Origin of the sequence: Sinorhizobium sojae CCBAU 05684 (assembly GCF_002288525.1) — a bacterium.
GTDB classification, from domain to species: Bacteria; Pseudomonadota; Alphaproteobacteria; order Rhizobiales; family Rhizobiaceae; genus Sinorhizobium; species Sinorhizobium sojae.
This window is the reverse complement of record NZ_CP023067.1, coordinates 1,359,497-1,375,201: the sequence shown is the minus strand read 5'-3', so window position 1 is coordinate 1,375,201 and position 15,705 is coordinate 1,359,497. Positions and strand designations below refer to the sequence as shown.

Here is a 15,705-nt window from a genome sequence, read left to right as displayed (position 1 = left end):
CTGTTGCTCTCGGTTCTAGCGATATCGGCCTACTTGGCGGCCGGCAGATCCAGTGGGCAGCATGTCGCTACCAAGGTCTACTTGCCTGCCGCGCAGACCCAGGTGCGATAAAGGCTGATCAGCTTAGAGCTATTGAAAAAACGGCGCATTTCTCCTATGCGCCGAGTGTGAATCTTCGGCAGCGGTCCGGCGCGTGTTCCCTACTTGAGGTCCGCAACTGAACAACCGCAAATCCCTGCAGGAAAAAAGGATTTTCTGCACCCGATCTTTGATCTAAGGGCATAGAGAATCTATCGCTTTTTTCCACCTGGCCGACCATCGAGACGCGCGCTTTCCTGCCCTTCGGCAGGATCTTGCGGAACTGGCCGCGCAGGTGGTGGATTTGCTCGTGCCGCTCGTTCTCCTTTCGGCAGTGCCGCTCATAGAGGAAGGCCTGCCGGCGCTCATGCTCGGCGAAGTGGCGAAGTAAAGGCTTCGATGGTCGCATCCGGGAACTCGAGCGGTCCGTAATTTGCGCCGCCGCGGAGGAATCAGACGACACCGTCGACACGGCTCCTCGAAGTTCAACCTGGGCAGATTCACGAAGGCATAGCCGACCAGGAACGGGAAACGCTTCTGGACGATCTGTTTCGTCCGGTGATGCCTCAACTCGGTGTAGAACGACGGCATGAAGATGTCGAAACCGTCCTTGCGGCAGTTGCGCTCGACGATTGATTCCATCTGCCGGCTCTCAGGCAGGCGATCGTCCGCGGCCGCCATACGCTGATAGCCAGGGGCCACCCTGATCGCATACCAACGTGATCTTCTCATCCTTGCACCTCGTTCGTCTTCAGCAATGATCTTGCATGGTGGCTACGGCAGTAGCGGCCCGTCGTTTCCGCCGCACAGAACAGGTACGGACCGCCATTGTTGAGAGGCCAGCAGCACTGGCCGGCCGACAGTTGATGGAGGAGCTTTGCGGATTGGAGGCACTCGGTGTCGTAGGCCGTCGGCGCCGCGAGGGCGATGCCACATGCGAGTAGTACGCCCTCCCGGACGATGTCCGTGCCACCGCTGAATCTCTCGTCGGGAAACTCCCGAGGCCGATGAGCATATCGAAATCCTGCTGGCGATCGGAAAAGCAATGATGATGGAGCGAGAAGCCGCAACGCGAGGTGAAGGATGACGGCGCCCACTCTTGTAAAAGCCGCGGACCTAGCGCATGGCAGATGTCGCCAAAGCCAAGGGAGGCACGGTCTGGATCGAAATCAACGGCCGGCGCGTCGGGGTTTCGCCCGATATCCAAAATATCCCACAAGCCGGCAACGGTTGACCTGAAACCGGAAGACTTCACGTCATTGGCCGAATGGCAGTCGTGGAGAGATCGGGAACGTGCTCGTGAAGGTCAAAGGGATTCATAAGGTCAAGCGCCGGCTGGCGAACGGAGAGGTTCGCGTGCACTATTATGCCTGGCGCGGCGGCCCGAAGACGGCCGGCCGTGGACGAAGGACGGGTTCAAAACATCGTGGGGGAAAGAATGCGCCAAATTGAATATCGGGGGCGTGACGTTCCACGGTCTGCGCGGGACGTTCATTACCGAGCGGCGCCGGGAAGGATCGACGACAGAGCAAATCGGATCGATCACCGGGCACTCGATTGCCGAGGTGGGAAGAGTGCTTGAGAAGCACTATTTGGCGACCGATCAGCAGACCAGCGATGCGGTTATTTTGCGGATGAAAAGAACATCTAGGGAATGGATTCTGTAAACGGCATCGGAAATGCTGTAAACGGGGTCTAGCAGGTTAAAACGTCTGCTAAGTGCCTGAAGTGTTTGGCGACCCCTGCAGGACTCGAACCTGCGACAACCTGCTTAGAAGGCAGGTGCTCTATCCAGCTGAGCTAAGGGGCCGTTGGGCAAGCGCCCGCCGGATTGGCCGTAGGACCTCAATGGGTCCAGGGCTGCATCCGGTTGAAACGGAAATTGTCCGAATAGGACACATTCTTGCGCGTCGAGTCCTTCGGCGCTATCACGCGGTATTCGATGCCGTTGCGCTCGGCATAGGCGATGGCCTGCTCGGCGGTTTCGAAGGTCAGGCGCAATTGCTGCCGGGTATCGCGCGAACTCGTATAGCCCATGATGGGATCGATCGTGCGCGCAACTTCCTGATCGAACTCCAGCACCCACAGATGCGTCTTGGCCTTGCCGGACTGCATGGCTGTCTTGGCGGGACGATAGATCTTCGCGGACATAGTTTCGAACGGCTCCCGTTTTTCCACCCGACGCCTCCGCACCCGCCCCGGTGCGTGAAGTCGCTTGAATGACTTGGATCGCGGCATGGTCTCGTTTCGGGAACAGCATCTGCCCCGCGACAACCACGCCCCCCGAGGCGGCTTCCGCCCCGGTCTGCGTCACTCCCTTAGCGCAGAATGAATTAAAACGGAATGACTTCCGACAGGGAAATGCAGCTTTTTCGAGCGGATACCGTCACCGCGCGTCACTGCGCAAAGACCGAATCGAAATCCTTGAAGCCCTTCACTTCGATCGGATTGCCGCTCGGATCGAAGAAGAACATCGTCCTCTGTTCGCCGGGAAGCCCTTTGAAGCGGACGACCGGGGGAATGTCGAAAGTGACGCCCGCGGCCTCAAGACGCTCGGCCAGCGCCATCCAGTCGTCGAGCGGCAGCACGACGCCGAAATGCGGCATCATGACCATATGATCGCCGACCCTGCCGGTGCGGGCAACCTCGAAGGGTTTTCCGAGATGAAGGGAAATCTGGTGTCCGAAAAAGTCGAAGTCGACCCAACTATCCGTGCTGCGCCCCTCCTTGCAGCCGAGCACCCCGCCATAGAAGCGGCGGGCGGCATCGAGATCGGTGACGTGATAGGCGAGATGAAACAGCGAGCGCATCAGACGTTCCTTTCCTGCAAAGCGGGGATTGGCGACGGATACTTCATACGTTATCGAAGGCGATTGGGCGCGCCGCAAAAAACAGCTCTCCGCCCGCGGCACTTTTGCAAAACTCAACCTCATTCGTGAGCACAGGGCGAGCTCACATCTTGGGGAGGCTGATTTTCATCAAAGAAACGAGGCTGTTAAGTGGTCGGAGTGGAGAGATTCGAACTCCCGACCCTCTGGTCCCAAACCAGATGCGCTACCAGGCTGCGCTACACTCCGCACCATCGAGGCGGAGATACACGCTTCGTCCGGCGCCTGCAAGATGAAATTTGTGCGGGACGAGACCGGCGGCGGCGTGCGGCTTGGCAGACGAACGGCGTCAAAGCATCGCCAATCGTCGCAGCTCTATACGTGCCAGCCGGCGATTACTGTACCCCGTTTGCAGGCACGATCCCGGCGCCTGAAAGCCGGTCACCCGGCTTGATCCCGAGTCGCTTCACCGTGCCGGCATTGAGCTCGAGCACGAACACCACCGGCTCCCTCGAATCGATGATGGTTTCCGAAAGGGGAACCGCATTCTCGTGGATATGGCGCACCGTGCCGTCGGCCGCGGCGAAAAGCATATCCAGCGGGAGGTAAGTGTTTTTCATCCACATCATCACGCGCCGCGTCTCGCCGAAATCGAACAGCATGCCATGGTCCGGCGCCATCTGGCGACGATACATCAGCCCCTGCGCGCGCTGGTCCGGGTCGACCGCCAGTTCGACCGTGAAGCTGTGCGTCCGGCCTTCGCTGGTCTCCAGTTTCAGCCGCTCTTTCTCAAAGGAGACATTCGCGGCAGCCGAGAGTGCGACCAGCGAAAACAAAAAAAGCGCCGACAAGGCGCTTCTTCCGAATGTCTTGAGAAATTCCGACATCAATGCGACCGGTTGTTGGGCGTGGGGCCGTCCGGGTGAATCTCCGCCGCCATCAGCCCCTTTTCGCCGTCGCCGAAGCGGCAGAGCACCACTTGGCCCGGGCGCAGTTCCGTAAGGCCGAATCGCCGCAAGGTCTCCATGTGGACGAAGATATCCTCGGTCCCCTCGCCGCGCGTCAGAAAGCCGAAGCCCTTGGTGCGATTGAACCACTTGACGAGAACCCGCTCCAGCCCGCTCGTCGGGGTGACTTGAACATGGGTGCGCACCGGCGGCAATTGCGAGGGGTGCACGGCGGTCGATTGATCCATCGAAAGAATGCGGAAGGCCTGGTAGCCGCGGTCCCGTTTCTGGACAAGAGCGACGACGCGCGCGCCTTCCAGGACCGTCTGGTACCCGTCGCGCCTGAGGCAGGTCACATGCAGGAGCACATCCTGCATGCCGTTGTCGGGAACGATGAAGCCGAAACCCTTCGCGACGTCGAACCACTTGATCACGCCGGTAATCTCGATCAGATCAAGAGCGTCATTGGCAAAGTCGTCATTCTCGATGACGCCTTTGGATGTTCTGTCCGCCATTCTCCCAGCCCCTCGTTACGCGCGACTCTGTAATACGGTTAACTGATTCTTATGGACCAGAATAACATCGTCACGCCGCGCATGCGCAAGTCCCTCGACATATTTTGGCCGGGACCGTTTATGGCGGCACAGCCTTGCCTCTGGCTTGCCGACGCTTAAGTATACGCCATCTTCCGCAAAACAGGGACAATCCGATGCGATATCTGCACACGATGGTTCGCGTAAAAGATCTGGACCAGGCTCTCCACTTCTATTGTACGCTGTTCGGCCTTCAGGAAATTCGTCGAATCGAAAACGAGAAAGGCCGTTTCACGCTCGTCTTCCTTGCCGCCCCCGGTGATCTCGAGCGCGCCAAAGCCGAAGCCTCCCCTTGCCTCGAACTTACATACAACTGGGACCCGGAGGACTATACCGGCGGGCGCAATTTCGGTCACCTCGCCTATGAGGTTGATGACATCTACGCCTTTTGCAAGCAGTTGATGGACAACGGCGTCACGATCAACCGCCCGCCGCGCGACGGACATATGGCCTTCGTCCGCTCGCCCGACGGCATCTCAATCGAGATCCTGCAGAAGGGTGGACACCTGCCGGCCGAGGAACCCTGGGCTTCCATGTCCAACACCGGAACCTGGTAAGCCTCGCACAACCCGAGCCGCCCATCATCAGGACATGAGAGCGGCAATGTGCTGGTTCATTGAAGCCCGGCCCGATCGCCGGGCTTTCTCATGAGTACCGTCGGGGTGGTAAAGGTTAGTGGAGATTTACGATCGGGAAATGCCCTTCAATTTGCCGCGTCACACGTCAAACGGGTGTTACGATCGCGAGGCAAGCTGTGCGGCGAGCCTCCTGACTCAACCTGAACTTTCGTGTGGCGGTTCGTTTTTTCGCCGCGGGAGGAGAGTTGCCTGCTCCGGCCAAGGGCGGAGCCGAGACTTGATGCATGCCGTGCTCGAAAGCGCGGAGGGATGCGAGTAGTGCGGGGACAATGACATTGCAGCAGGTAGGCTCAAAATGCGCGCTCCTTTCGATCGGGCGCGCCACGGCACTGTCCGTATCGCTGTTCGCGCTCACCGGCTGCGTCTCGGCGATTGCCGAAAGCGACGGCATGGATGCGCAAGAGATCCATGGGGCCGCCTCGCAAACCGTTCCTGTGGAAAACGAATCCGGCACGCCCGATGGTGGTATTGCTGCGCTCGGCGATGATGGGACCCCTCCGCTGCAGGCCGAGGACGTACCGGCAACCGGTCCCGACACGGCCCTGCAACAGGGATTGACGATGCAGAGCACCGCCTTGCGCGCCGCTTCGTCGAGCATCTACGGACAATCGGCGGCGACCGCGCCCGTCCCGGCCGACCAGGGCGCTCCCGCCCCCCGGCCGGCTATCAATGCGACGACCAACAGTCTCTTCGGTGCAGGGCAGCCCGCGGCACAGCCAGCGATCCTGCCGCAAGAGGGCGCCAGCAACGAACCGCCGGCGACAGCCCCGACCGCAGCCGAAACAGTAGCGGCTTCGGCGGCAGCCGCCGAAGATGACCTGCCCGCCACGGTTCCTTTGCCGCTAAGCGCAGGAGCTGCGCTCGCCGGAGAAGTCTCAGCGCCGCTTCATCCGGTAGAGGTCGCTTCGGCCGACCAGGTTCTCCTGCCCGGGACGCCCGCCGTCCAGGCGAACGACTTTGGCAAGAGCGAACGGGGAACGGAAGGGACCTCCAAGGCCTGGACCTTCGCAAGCCTCTTTGCGCCCAAGCGCAAGGAGAAGCCCCGCAACGGCGGCACCCGCAATGCGCAGGCGCCAGAAAAGAAGACGATCACAGCCAATAATGCGCCGGAGCCGCAGGTCGCCTCCCTCGCCTACAATTCGCTGCCGGGCGTCAACGTGAAGCCGCTCTTCAGTATGGAACATGCGGAACATGTGGCCGAGGAAGACGAGCCGGTCGAAGTCGCCAATCTCTCCGGGCTTGCCCGACTGGCGCCGAGCGGACTCATCCTGCAGACGGAGAAAGTGGAAACGGGCTGCTTCAAGCCCGAACTTCTGCAGCTCTTGAAGATGGTGGAGCAGCGCTACGGCCAAAGGGTCATGGTGACATCGGGGCTTCGTCCGATAAAGGTCAACCGGGAACGCCAATCCCTGCACACGCGCTGCGAGGCGGCGGATATTCAGGTGAAGGGCGTCAGCAAATGGGAGCTGGCCGATTACCTGCGCAGCTTGCCCGGCCGCGGCGGCGTCGGCACCTATTGCCATACGAAATCCGTGCATATCGACATCGGCCCGCAACGGGACTGGAACTGGCGATGCCGCCGCCGCAAGGGCTGATCGACATGCTCCCGTTCCGGTCCTCATTTTTCTGAAAAAAATTAGATTTTCCACTTGCGGGAATCCGACGCGCTCTCTATAAGCCGCCTCGTCTTGCAGCGCCGCACGTCTTTTCAGACACGCAAAGATCGCTGCATCACATCAAAGCAGGCGCCCATCGTCTAGCGGTCTAGGACGCCGCCCTTTCACGGCGGAAACACGGGTTCGAGTCCCGTTGGGCGTGCCACTCTACCATTCCTATACTTACGGATACTTCAGAGTCGCACTTGCGCGCCAGGCTTTGCTGAGGGCCCTACGCGATGATCCTAAAATATGCGCAGAAAAATCAAAATAATCGCTTCTGCTCACTTGCGGGAATCCGAACGCCCCTCTATAAGCCACCTCGTCTTACGGCGTTGCGCCTCTTTCAGATGCACAAAGCGCCGTAACGCTTAAATGCGCGCCCATCGTCTAGCGGTCTAGGACGCCGCCCTTTCACGGCGGAAACACGGGTTCGAGTCCCGTTGGGCGTGCCATTCCCTGCTTCCATATTCTCTCTCTTTCCATTATCGTGTCGGCTTCCGGCTGCCATGATTGCGGCTTGGCCGGCTTGGTAGGCGCCCATCGTCTAGCGGTCAGGACGCCGCCCTCTCACGGCGGTAACACGGGTTCGAGTCCCGTTGGGCGTACCAAGTCGTCAGGTAGAAGCGGCCGCTTCGGTTGCCACTCAACCTGCCTGCGTTTTCCGAGCCGTTATACAGAAAAAATCGTCCAGGCCGGCATCTGGTCCCTTGCGGGAATCCGAAGGCGTCTCTATAAGCCACCTCGTCTTGCAGTGTTGCGCATCAATCCGGTGCACAAGGACGCTGCAACGCTTTAATGCGCGCCCATCGTCTAGCGGTCTAGGACGCCGCCCTTTCACGGCGGAAACACGGGTTCGAGTCCCGTTGGGCGTGCCATTTCCTTCCTCACAGGTATCTCCAGGAAAGCCTCCTAAAGCCCTGATTCGACGGCTTCATGTCGAGAGTCATCCGACCTTGGCCGCGTCGGTCACCCGCACCTGGACACGTCGCGTTCCCTGCCAGAGGTCAGCGGAGACGGATCCGGCAACATGAACCATTGAACCCCGGCCGGCGAGCAGGAAGTCTCCAAGCGGCGTTTCCGCCGCCCGGAAGGCGATGCCGTCGATCCGGCTGCCGTCCTGCCCCTCGAGCGTCACCTTCACGTGGTTGGCGCCGACCTGCCGGCTGTCGCGCAAACGGTGCTGAGGGAAGGCGAACAGGGGCTGCGGATGGCCGGAGCCATAGGGGCCCGCCTGCTCGAGAAGGTCGACGAGTTCGATCGTCGCGCCGGCGGCTGCAAGCGCACCGTCGATCTTGAGCGTCTGGACGGCGACCAGATCGCGCACAATGCTCTCGGCGTGTTCCTCAAAGAACCTGCGAAGCTTGCCGAGTTTGCCGCGCTCGACCGTCAGCCCGGCCGCCATCGCATGGCCGCCGCCCTTCACGAGCAAACCGTTCTCGACCGCGGCGCGGACGAGCCTGCCCATGTCGAAGCCATTGATCGAGCGGCCGGACCCGGTTCCCCTGCCGCTCGGATCGAAGGCGATGGCAAAGGCCGGCCGCCGGAATTTCTCCTTGATGCGCGCCGCGATGAGCCCGACGATGCCGGGATGCCAGTTTTCCCGCGCGGTGACGATCACCGAGGCACCCTCGCCCGTTCCGTACTCCGCCAGCACTTCCGCCTCGGCTTCGGCGAGCATGGCCGCTTCCATGGCCTGACGCTCGCGGTTGAGGTCGTCAAGCTGGCCGGCAATGGTTTCAGCGGCCGAAGCATCGTCGAGCGTCAGGAGACGGCTGCCAAGCGCGGCGTCGCCGATGCGCCCGCCGGCATTGATGCGCGGTCCGATCAGGAAACCGAGATGATAGGGCGTCACCGGCCCGCCGATCGCCGCCTTGCGCAGGAGGGCCGCAAGACCCGGATTGCCCATATGCCGCGCAGCGATCAGCCCTTTGACCACATAGGCGCGGTTCAGGCCCTTGAGCGGCACGACATCGCAAACCGTGGAAAGCGCGACGAGGTCAAGCTGCGCCAGCAGGTCGAACGAAGCGGCCCGCGCGTCGCCCCTGAGGCGCAGGACGCGCAACGTGTTGACGAGCACCAGATAGACGACGCCGGCGGCTGAGAGATGCCCCTGCCCTGACAGATCGTCCTCGCGATTCGGGTTGACCAGTGCATGGCAGGACGGAAGGGCGGTGCCGACCTGGTGGTGATCGATGACGACGACGTCTGCTCCGCGCTCGGCGGCAATGGCGAGCGACTCGTGGCTGGTCGAGCCGCAATCGACCGTGACGATGAGGTCGGCGCCATTGTCGATCAGTTGCTCGATCGCCTGCGGGTTCGGACCATAGCCTTCGAAGATGCGGTCAGGAATATAGATCTCGGCCTTCACACCGAAATGGTACAGGAAACGCTGCATGAGCGCGGATGACGCCGCGCCATCGACGTCGTAGTCGCCGAAGACCACCACCTTCTCGCCGCGCCGGATCGCCTGTGCCAGCCGCTCCGCAGCCTTGCGGCAATCGGTCAGGACGTCCGGATCCGGCATCAGTGCGCGGAGCGTCGGATCGAGAAAAGCCGCCGCGTCATCAAGGCTCACGCCGCGACCCGCCAGAACGCGGGCAATGAGCTCGGAGTGGCCGTGGACCTGACTGATTGCCAATGCGCGGTTCTGCCCCGCCTGATCCAGGCGCGCGACCCAACGCTGACCGCTGACCGATTGCTCGACGCCGAGAAACGCCCGTTGGATGGGATCCGCCAATACGTCCATCTTGCCTACCCGTGCGAATTTCCCCCGTTCTTAACCAAGATTTCGGCAGGGAAAAACCGGCCGGCCAGCGGCCATGCCCCGGAAGACACATCCTTTAGCGGTTTCTCAACAGTTTTGATGCCGAGGCACGCCTCTTATGCCAACCTGCACCGATATTGACCGATTGCGTGGGACCGATTGCCGGTGTCCCGTGAGGTACACACCGCAGAGCGATGCTCATGCATCGGTCGAGGATTGCGATGCGGCCGGCGGCCGACAGACGGCCCATCCGAAGGGTCGGGCGCTTTCGGTCGATATCGGTGCAGGTTGGTATTACGGCTTCGGGCGCTCGATTCGGATCACTTGGGGCTCGCCGACGAGATAACCCTCACCCTTGATCGAGGAGATCGCCTCGCGCACGGATGCCTCGAAGGTCGCATGCGTGACCAGGATGATCGTCTTCGGCTCGGCAGCATCCATGTAATGTTTGGAGTGCTGCATGATCGATTCGAGCGAGATGTCGTTCTCGGCCATGTGCGCGGCGATGCTTGCAAACACGCCCGTTCGATCGAGAACCTTCAGCCGGATGAAATAGCCGCCTTCGTGGCTGCGCATGCGCGCGCGTTTGTAGGGAAGCAGTGCCGCAGCCGGGCGCCCGAAAGCAGGCACGTGCTGCGCACCCGGACGGCTCTTGGCGATATCGGCGATATCGCCCAGCACCGCCGAGGCGGTGGCATTGCCGCCGGCCCCGGGACCGACCATCAAGAGCTCGCCGAGAATGTCGGATTCGATCGCGACTGCGTTCGTGACGCCATCGACCTGAGCGATGACGGACTCATAGGGCACCATCGTCGGATGGACGCGCTGTTCGATGCCGCTTTCGGTCCGCTGCGCGACGCCCAGGAGCTTGATGCGGTAGCCGAGATCGGCAGCCGCATGAATGTCCTCGATCGAGATATTGGTGATGCCTTCGAGATAGATGTCGTCGGCGGCAATCGCCGTGCCGAATGCAAGGCTCGTCAGGATCGACAGCTTGTGCGCGGTGTCATTGCCCTCGATGTCGAAGGCCGGGTCCGCCTCCGCATAGCCAAGACGCTGGGCCTCCTTGAGGCAGTCCTCGAAGGAAAGCCCCTCCTTCTCCATCTGCGTCAGGATATAGTTGCAGGTTCCGTTCATGATCCCGTAGACGCGCGAGATCGAGTTGCCTGTCATCGACTCGCGCAGGGCCTTGATCACCGGAATGCCCCCGGCAACGGCAGCTTCGTAATTGAGCAGCGCCCCGCGCTCCTCCGCAATGCCGGCAAGTTCTATGCCGTGAGCCGAAAGAAGCGCCTTGTTGGCGGTTACGACATGGATGCCGCGGTTTAGCGCCGACTTGACCGACGCATGGGCCGGGCCCCCGGCGCCCCCCATCAGCTCGACGAAAACATCGATGTCGGCTTCGGAGGCGAGCGCGACGGCGTTGTCGTACCAGGCAGCCTTCGAAAGATCGACCCCGCGGTCCCTGTTGCGATCCCTCGCGGCAACGGCAACAATTTCAATCGCCCTTCCGCACGTGGTTGCCAGCATCTCTTGGCGTTCCTGGACAATCCGGACGAGCGAGGCACCGACCGTGCCCAAGCCCGCAATGCCGATTTTGAGGGCATCTGCCATAGCAAGGTTCCTAACGGGTAGAAGGCGCCCCGCCGCAAGACGGGGCCGATTTCGGCGTGAGAAGCGGCTTGTGTCCCGCTTTCTACCGGCGTGTATTCAGCGAAACGACGTTGTGCATCGTTTCGTCCGCGGTTGAAAAGAAGCGCTTGATGTTGCGCGCCGCCTGGCGGATGCGGTGCTCGTTCTCGACGAGGGCAAGGCGCACATAGTCGTCGCCCTGCTCTCCAAAGCCGACACCGGGCGCGACCGCCACATCGGCCTTCTCGACGAGCAGCTTCGAGAACTCCAGCGAGCCCAGATGGCGGAACTTCTCCGGGATCTTTGCCCAGGCGAACATCGTCGCCGGCGGTGGCGGCACTTCGAATCCCGCCTTGCCGAAGCTTTCGACCATGACGTCGCGGCGGCGCTTATAGATGCTGCGGACCTCCGCGATGTCGCTGCCATCGCCGTTCAGCGCCTGGGTCGCCGCCACCTGGATGGGCGTGAAGGCGCCATAGTCGAGATAGGATTTCACCCGCGTCAGCGCCGCGATCAGCCGCTCGTTGCCGACCGCAAAGCCCATGCGCCAACCGGGCATAGAGAAGGTTTTCGACATCGAGGTGAATTCGACCGTCACGTCGAGCGCCCCCGGCACCTCCAGGACCGACGGCGGCGGAACGTCATCGAAGTAGATTTCCGAATAGGCGAGATCCGAAAGCACGATGATGTCGTGCTTTTTCGCGAAGGCGATGACCTCCTTGTAGAAATCAAGCGTCGCGACCTGCGCCGTCGGGTTGGAGGGATAGTTGAGAATGAGTGCCAAGGGCTTCGGGATCGAATGCCTGACGGCCCGCTCGAGCGGCGGAAAGAACGAATCGTCCGGCTCGACGGGGATCGAGCGGATGACGCCGCCGGCCATCAGAAAGCCGAAGGCATGGATCGGATAGGTGGGGTTCGGACAGAGAATGACGTCACCCGGCGCGGTGATCGCCTGCGCCATATTGGCGAAGCCTTCCTTCGAACCGAGCGTGGCGACGACCTGCGTCTCGGGATTGAGCTTCACGCCGAAGCGGCGCGCATAATAGGCGGACTGCGCGCGGCGCAGCCCCGGAATGCCCTTCGACGACGAATAACGGTGGGTGCGCGGGTCCTGCACGACCTCGCAGAGCTTGTCGACGATCGACTGAGGAGTGGGAAGGTCGGGATTGCCCATGCCGAGGTCGATGATGTCGGCCCCGGCGGCTCGCGCGCTTGCTTTCAAACGGTTGACCTGTTCGAAAACATAGGGCGGCAGGCGCCGGACTTTATGAAACTCTTCCATCTCCAGACCTCGTTTGGCGCGCGCTTTTGCGGGCCGGTGCGGCTATCGCTATGACTTGCGCGGGGTGAGTGGCCGACATTGCGGCCATTGAACGCTTTGCGGCCAAATCACCAGAAACGCAAGGGCTAATTCTCGATCTGTTTCAGCGTCTCTGCGCCGTGCTGTTCGGCCAGCGCCCGCAGTTCCTTCAGGCGCCGCTGATACTCGGCCTCCGATATCGAGCCGGAATTGCGCTGTGCCGCGAGCGCCGTCAACCGCTCCTCCTGGTTCAAGGCTTCCTCGTCCGTCATCTGCCCCGTGGCGGCGGGCCTTTGCCCGTAGACGGAAGGATAGCTTTGGAGATCGGTGGTCGAGTTGCACCCGGCGAGCACGGCTGCAAGCATCAGCCCGGAAAAGATGGAAATCGAACGCTGCTTTCCGACGTGCATGCTGGCAATGAACCTCTGTTTTGCGGCGCGACGATGCGCTAGCCCTTGTAATCATTTTCAGGCAGAATGTAAAAATACAAAACAAACAAGATGCTGCGGAGGGCACCGGGTGACAGTAGACAAGGTCGACGACACCACGAGCAAGAGCGGCTTTGCTGGCTTCGATCCGAAATCGGTGGAGCCTTACATCGTCAAGGATCCCGAAAGTCTGGCGATCAACCTGGCCCGCGCTGCCGAACATATGGGGAAAGCGGCGTCGGCGTGGCTGGCGCCACGCGAAAACGGCCGGAGCGCAGAAACCTACGCCGAACCCGTCTCCGACATGGTCAGGACGCTTTCGAAAGTGTCCGAGTATTGGCTCTCCGATCCGCGCCGGACGCTGGAGGCGCAGACCAACCTGATGGGAAGCTTCTTCGGGATCTGGTCGCGAACGATCCAGCGAATGGCCGGCGACAACGTCGGCGAACCGGAGGCGATCCAAAGGGAAGACAAGCGCTTCGCCGACGAGGACTGGGTGAAGAATCCTTTCTTCGCCTTCGTCCGCCAAGCCTACTTCGTCACCTCCGACTGGGCCGAACGCATGGTCGAGGACGCCGAAGGTCTGGACGACCACACCCGGCTGAAGGCGGCGTTCTATATCCGCCAGATTTCGAGCGCGCTTTCGCCGAGCAATTTCATCACCACCAATCCCCAGCTCTACCGGGAGACCGTCGCGTCCAGCGGCGCCAATCTCGCCAAGGGCATGCAAATGCTGGCCGAAGACATTGCCGCCGGGCGCGGAGAATTGCGGCTGAGACAAACGGACACGAGCAAGTTCGCGATCGGCGAGAACATCGCGATCACCCCCGGCAAGGTGATCGCCCAAAGCGATGTCTGCCAGGTTATTCAATACGAGGCGAGCACCGAAACCGTGCTCAAGCGGCCCTTGCTCATCTGCCCGCCCTGGATCAACAAGTTCTACGTGCTCGACCTCAATCCCCAGAAGTCCTTCATCAAATGGGCGGTGGACCAGGGCCACACGGTTTTCGTGATTTCCTGGGTCAATCCCGACGAGCGTCATGCCGGAAAGGACTGGGAGGCCTATGCGCGCGAAGGCATCGACTTCGCGCTCGACACGGTGGAGAAGGCGACCGGCGAGCGCGAGGTCAACGCGATCGGCTATTGCGTCGGCGGCACGCTGCTTGCAGCAACGCTTGCGCTCCACGCCGCCGAGGGTGACAAGCGGATCCGTTCGGCGACGCTCTTCACCACCCAAGTGGATTTCACCCACGCCGGCGACCTCAAGGTCTTCGCCGACGAGGATCAGATCCGCCAGGTCGAAGCGAAAATGAGCACGGTCGGCTATCTCGAAGGCTCGAAGATGGCGACGGCATTCAACATGCTTCGAGCCTCCGAACTGATCTGGCCCTATTTCGTCAACAACTACCTGAAGGGCCAGGAGCCGATGCCCTTCGACCTGCTCTATTGGAACTCCGACTCGACGCGGATGCCGGCGGCGAACCACTCCTTCTATCTCCGCAACTGCTATCTGGAGAACAAGCTTTCGAAGGGCGAGATGGTGCTGGCCGGAAAAAAAGTCTCGCTCGGCGACGTGACCATCCCCATCTACAATCTCGCCACCAAGGAGGATCACATCGCCCCGGCGAAATCCATCTTCCTCGGCAGCCAATTCTTCGGCGGCAAGGTCACCTTCGTTCTGTCCGGATCCGGGCACATTGCGGGCGTCGTCAATCCGCCGGACAAGAACAAGTACCAGTTCTGGACCGGCGGCCCTGCGAAAGGCGACATTGAAACCTGGTTCGAGAAGGCGAAAGAGACCCAGGGCTCCTGGTGGCCGCATTGGCAGAGCTGGATCGAACAACTCGACGATCGCCGCATCCCTGCCCGCAAGGCCGGCGGACCGCTGAACGCGATCGAAGATGCACCGGGATCCTACGTGCGCGTGCGCGCATAATCCTTTGAAGACCGATCACGTTTCATGATCTTCAGTCGAACCGGCTATCGCATCGTCCCGATAATCGTCCCCGATTTTCGGAAAGCTCGATGCGCAAAGAGTTACAGCGACCTGTGGGCGTCTGAAAAGACGCGCGGCGCTATATCGTGATGCAGCGGAAACATTGCCTGTGAAATTCTCCCGCCCGCTTGTTCCAGCGACGCTCGTGCAGCGCTACAAACGCTTCCTCTTCGACGCCGTCCTCGCCGACGGCACATCCATTACCGGCTCCTGTCCGAATACCGGCTCCATGCGCGGACTGACGGCGCCCGGCTCGGCAATATGGTTGTCGGAACACGATTCACCCACCCGCAAATATCGCCACATGCTCGAGATCGTCGAAGTGAACGGCATGCATGTCGGCATCAATACGGGATTGCCGAACCGCATCGCGGAGGAGGCGATCGCGGCCGGAATGGTTAGCGATCTCCACTCATATCAAGCGCTTCGTCGCGAGCAGCGATACGGGCGCAATTCGCGCATCGATATCCTACTCAGCGATCCGGAAAAGGGGCTCGCCTATGTGGAGGTGAAAAACGTCCATTTCAGCCGTACCGCAGGCCTGGCGGAGTTCCCGGACAGTCCGACCGAACGGGGGGCCAAGCATCTGGACGAACTCGGAGACGTGGCCGAGGCGGGACACCGGGCGATCATGTTGTACCTTGTCCAAAGAAACGACTGTGGTGTCTTGCGCATATGCCGCGAACTCGATCCGGTCTATGCTCGTGCCTTCGAGAAGGCGGCTGCACGCGGCGTCGAAGCCTATGCGGTCCGATGCGCCGTTTCGCCCTTCGGGATCGAGCCGGCCGCAGCGGTGATAGTGGACGAACCGGTCCTCGCTGTTCTATGAAGGCGCCTGAAACA

13 protein-coding genes, 6 tRNA genes and 2 pseudogenes are annotated in these 15,705 nt (G+C 61.2%); 9 read left to right on the top strand and 12 right to left on the bottom strand.

The genetic code is table 11. From position 1 onward, the window contains the following. Positions 1-129: 129 nt before the first annotated feature. Positions 130-810, bottom strand: a pseudogene (nusG, locus tag SJ05684_RS30305) (transcription termination/antitermination protein NusG). Then, positions 807-989: pseudogene (locus SJ05684_RS30300) on the bottom strand (GcrA family cell cycle regulator); the annotation flags it as partial. The pseudogenes SJ05684_RS30300 and nusG, both read right to left, overlap by 4 nt. A 537-nt stretch (positions 990-1,526) precedes the next feature. On the opposite strand from SJ05684_RS30300, the gene SJ05684_RS06805 reads away from it, so the two are divergent. Then, complete coding sequence (locus SJ05684_RS06805; RefSeq protein ID WP_034857453.1) at positions 1,527-1,745, top strand: site-specific integrase; 219 nt, start codon at positions 1,527-1,529, stop codon at positions 1,743-1,745. A gap of 66 nt (positions 1,746-1,811) precedes the next feature. Here SJ05684_RS06805 and SJ05684_RS06800 read toward each other — a convergent pair. The 6 genes from SJ05684_RS06800 to SJ05684_RS06775 all read right to left on the bottom strand — a co-directional run bounded on the left by SJ05684_RS06800 (position 1,812) and on the right by SJ05684_RS06775 (position 4,368). Then, positions 1,812-1,888, bottom strand: a tRNA-Arg gene (locus SJ05684_RS06800). 35 nt (positions 1,889-1,923) lie between these two features. Then, complete coding sequence (locus SJ05684_RS06795) at positions 1,924-2,229, bottom strand: ETC complex I subunit (protein WP_034857455.1); 306 nt, start codon at positions 2,227-2,229, stop codon at positions 1,924-1,926. Positions 2,230-2,474: 245 nt separating this feature from the next. Further along, on the bottom strand, positions 2,475-2,888 hold the full coding sequence (locus SJ05684_RS06790; protein WP_034857457.1) for a VOC family protein: 414 nt from the start codon (positions 2,886-2,888) through the stop codon (positions 2,475-2,477). 190 nt (positions 2,889-3,078) lie between these two features. After that, positions 3,079-3,155: transfer RNA gene (locus SJ05684_RS06785), tRNA-Pro, on the bottom strand. Positions 3,156-3,301: 146 nt separating this feature from the next. Then, on the bottom strand, positions 3,302-3,793 hold the full coding sequence (locus SJ05684_RS06780) for a DUF192 domain-containing protein (RefSeq protein ID WP_034857459.1): 492 nt from the start codon (positions 3,791-3,793) through the stop codon (positions 3,302-3,304). Next, positions 3,793-4,368, bottom strand: coding sequence for a cold-shock protein (locus SJ05684_RS06775; protein ID WP_034857461.1), 576 nt, complete (start codon positions 4,366-4,368; stop codon positions 3,793-3,795). The genes SJ05684_RS06780 and SJ05684_RS06775 overlap by 1 nt, the downstream gene beginning before the upstream one ends. 194 nt (positions 4,369-4,562) lie before the next feature. Here SJ05684_RS06775 and SJ05684_RS06770 point away from each other — a divergent pair, with 194 nt between their 5' ends. The 6 genes from SJ05684_RS06770 (at position 4,563) to SJ05684_RS06745 (ending at position 7,617) form a co-directional block, all read left to right on the top strand. Beyond that, positions 4,563-5,003: a VOC family protein gene (locus SJ05684_RS06770; RefSeq protein WP_034857462.1), complete on the top strand. Its 441-nt coding sequence runs from the start codon at positions 4,563-4,565 to the stop codon at positions 5,001-5,003. Positions 5,004-5,359: 356 nt separating this feature from the next. Then, positions 5,360-6,679 carry a D-Ala-D-Ala carboxypeptidase family metallohydrolase gene (locus tag SJ05684_RS06765; RefSeq protein ID WP_374193090.1) on the top strand — a complete coding sequence of 440 codons (1,320 nt, stop codon included), beginning with the start codon at positions 5,360-5,362 and terminating at the stop codon, positions 6,677-6,679. A 150-nt stretch (positions 6,680-6,829) separates the two neighbouring features. Continuing rightward, a tRNA-Glu gene (locus SJ05684_RS06760) sits at positions 6,830-6,905 on the top strand. Positions 6,906-7,118: 213 nt separating this feature from the next. Continuing rightward, positions 7,119-7,194: transfer RNA gene (locus SJ05684_RS06755), tRNA-Glu, on the top strand. Between the two features lie 81 nt (positions 7,195-7,275). Continuing rightward, positions 7,276-7,350 (top strand) — tRNA-Glu (locus SJ05684_RS06750). A 191-nt stretch (positions 7,351-7,541) separates the two neighbouring features. After that, a tRNA-Glu gene (locus tag SJ05684_RS06745) sits at positions 7,542-7,617 on the top strand. Between the two features lie 68 nt (positions 7,618-7,685). Here SJ05684_RS06745 and recJ read toward each other — a convergent pair. From recJ to SJ05684_RS06725, 4 genes are all read right to left on the bottom strand, one after another. Continuing rightward, positions 7,686-9,488 (bottom strand): single-stranded-DNA-specific exonuclease RecJ, encoded by a 1,803-nt coding sequence (recJ, locus tag SJ05684_RS06740; protein ID WP_034854596.1) that lies wholly within the window; start codon positions 9,486-9,488, stop codon positions 7,686-7,688. Positions 9,489-9,800: 312 nt separating this feature from the next. Then, entirely contained in the window at positions 9,801-11,120 is a 1,320-nt protein-coding gene (locus SJ05684_RS06735; RefSeq protein WP_034854597.1) for a homoserine dehydrogenase, read from the bottom strand. Between the two features lie 82 nt (positions 11,121-11,202). Next, entirely contained in the window at positions 11,203-12,420 is a 1,218-nt protein-coding gene (locus SJ05684_RS06730) for an LL-diaminopimelate aminotransferase (protein ID WP_034854598.1), read from the bottom strand. Positions 12,421-12,545: 125 nt separating this feature from the next. Beyond that, entirely contained in the window at positions 12,546-12,848 is a 303-nt protein-coding gene (locus tag SJ05684_RS06725; RefSeq protein WP_034854599.1) for a hypothetical protein, read from the bottom strand. 109 nt (positions 12,849-12,957) lie between these two features. Here SJ05684_RS06725 and phaC point away from each other — a divergent pair, with 109 nt between their 5' ends. Beyond that, positions 12,958-14,802: a poly(3-hydroxyalkanoate) polymerase subunit PhaC gene (gene phaC, locus SJ05684_RS06720; protein ID WP_244938011.1), complete on the top strand. Its 1,845-nt coding sequence runs from the start codon at positions 12,958-12,960 to the stop codon at positions 14,800-14,802. 169 nt (positions 14,803-14,971) lie between these two features. Continuing rightward, on the top strand, positions 14,972-15,691 hold the full coding sequence (gene sfsA, locus SJ05684_RS06715) for a DNA/RNA nuclease SfsA (RefSeq protein WP_034854603.1): 720 nt from the start codon (positions 14,972-14,974) through the stop codon (positions 15,689-15,691). Positions 15,692-15,705 lie beyond the last annotated feature (14 nt).

Excerpts from the sequence above, each read along its gene's own strand:
- SJ05684_RS06795 (WP_034857455.1), bottom strand. The coding sequence starts at position 2,229 with ATGTCCGCGAAGATCTATCGTCCCGCCAAGACAGCCATGCAGTCCGGC.
- SJ05684_RS06790 (WP_034857457.1), bottom strand. The coding sequence starts at position 2,888 with ATGCGCTCGCTGTTTCATCTCGCCTATCACGTCACCGATCTCGATGCC.
- SJ05684_RS06780 (WP_034857459.1), bottom strand. The coding sequence starts at position 3,793 with ATGTCGGAATTTCTCAAGACATTCGGAAGAAGCGCCTTGTCGGCGCTT.
- SJ05684_RS06775 (WP_034857461.1), bottom strand. The coding sequence starts at position 4,368 with ATGGCGGACAGAACATCCAAAGGCGTCATCGAGAATGACGACTTTGCC.
- SJ05684_RS06770 (WP_034857462.1), top strand. The coding sequence starts at position 4,563 with ATGCGATATCTGCACACGATGGTTCGCGTAAAAGATCTGGACCAGGCT.
- recJ (WP_034854596.1), bottom strand. The coding sequence starts at position 9,488 with ATGGACGTATTGGCGGATCCCATCCAACGGGCGTTTCTCGGCGTCGAG.
- SJ05684_RS06735 (WP_034854597.1), bottom strand. The coding sequence starts at position 11,120 with ATGGCAGATGCCCTCAAAATCGGCATTGCGGGCTTGGGCACGGTCGGT.
- SJ05684_RS06730 (WP_034854598.1), bottom strand. The coding sequence starts at position 12,420 with ATGGAAGAGTTTCATAAAGTCCGGCGCCTGCCGCCCTATGTTTTCGAA.
- SJ05684_RS06725 (WP_034854599.1), bottom strand. The coding sequence starts at position 12,848 with ATGCACGTCGGAAAGCAGCGTTCGATTTCCATCTTTTCCGGGCTGATG.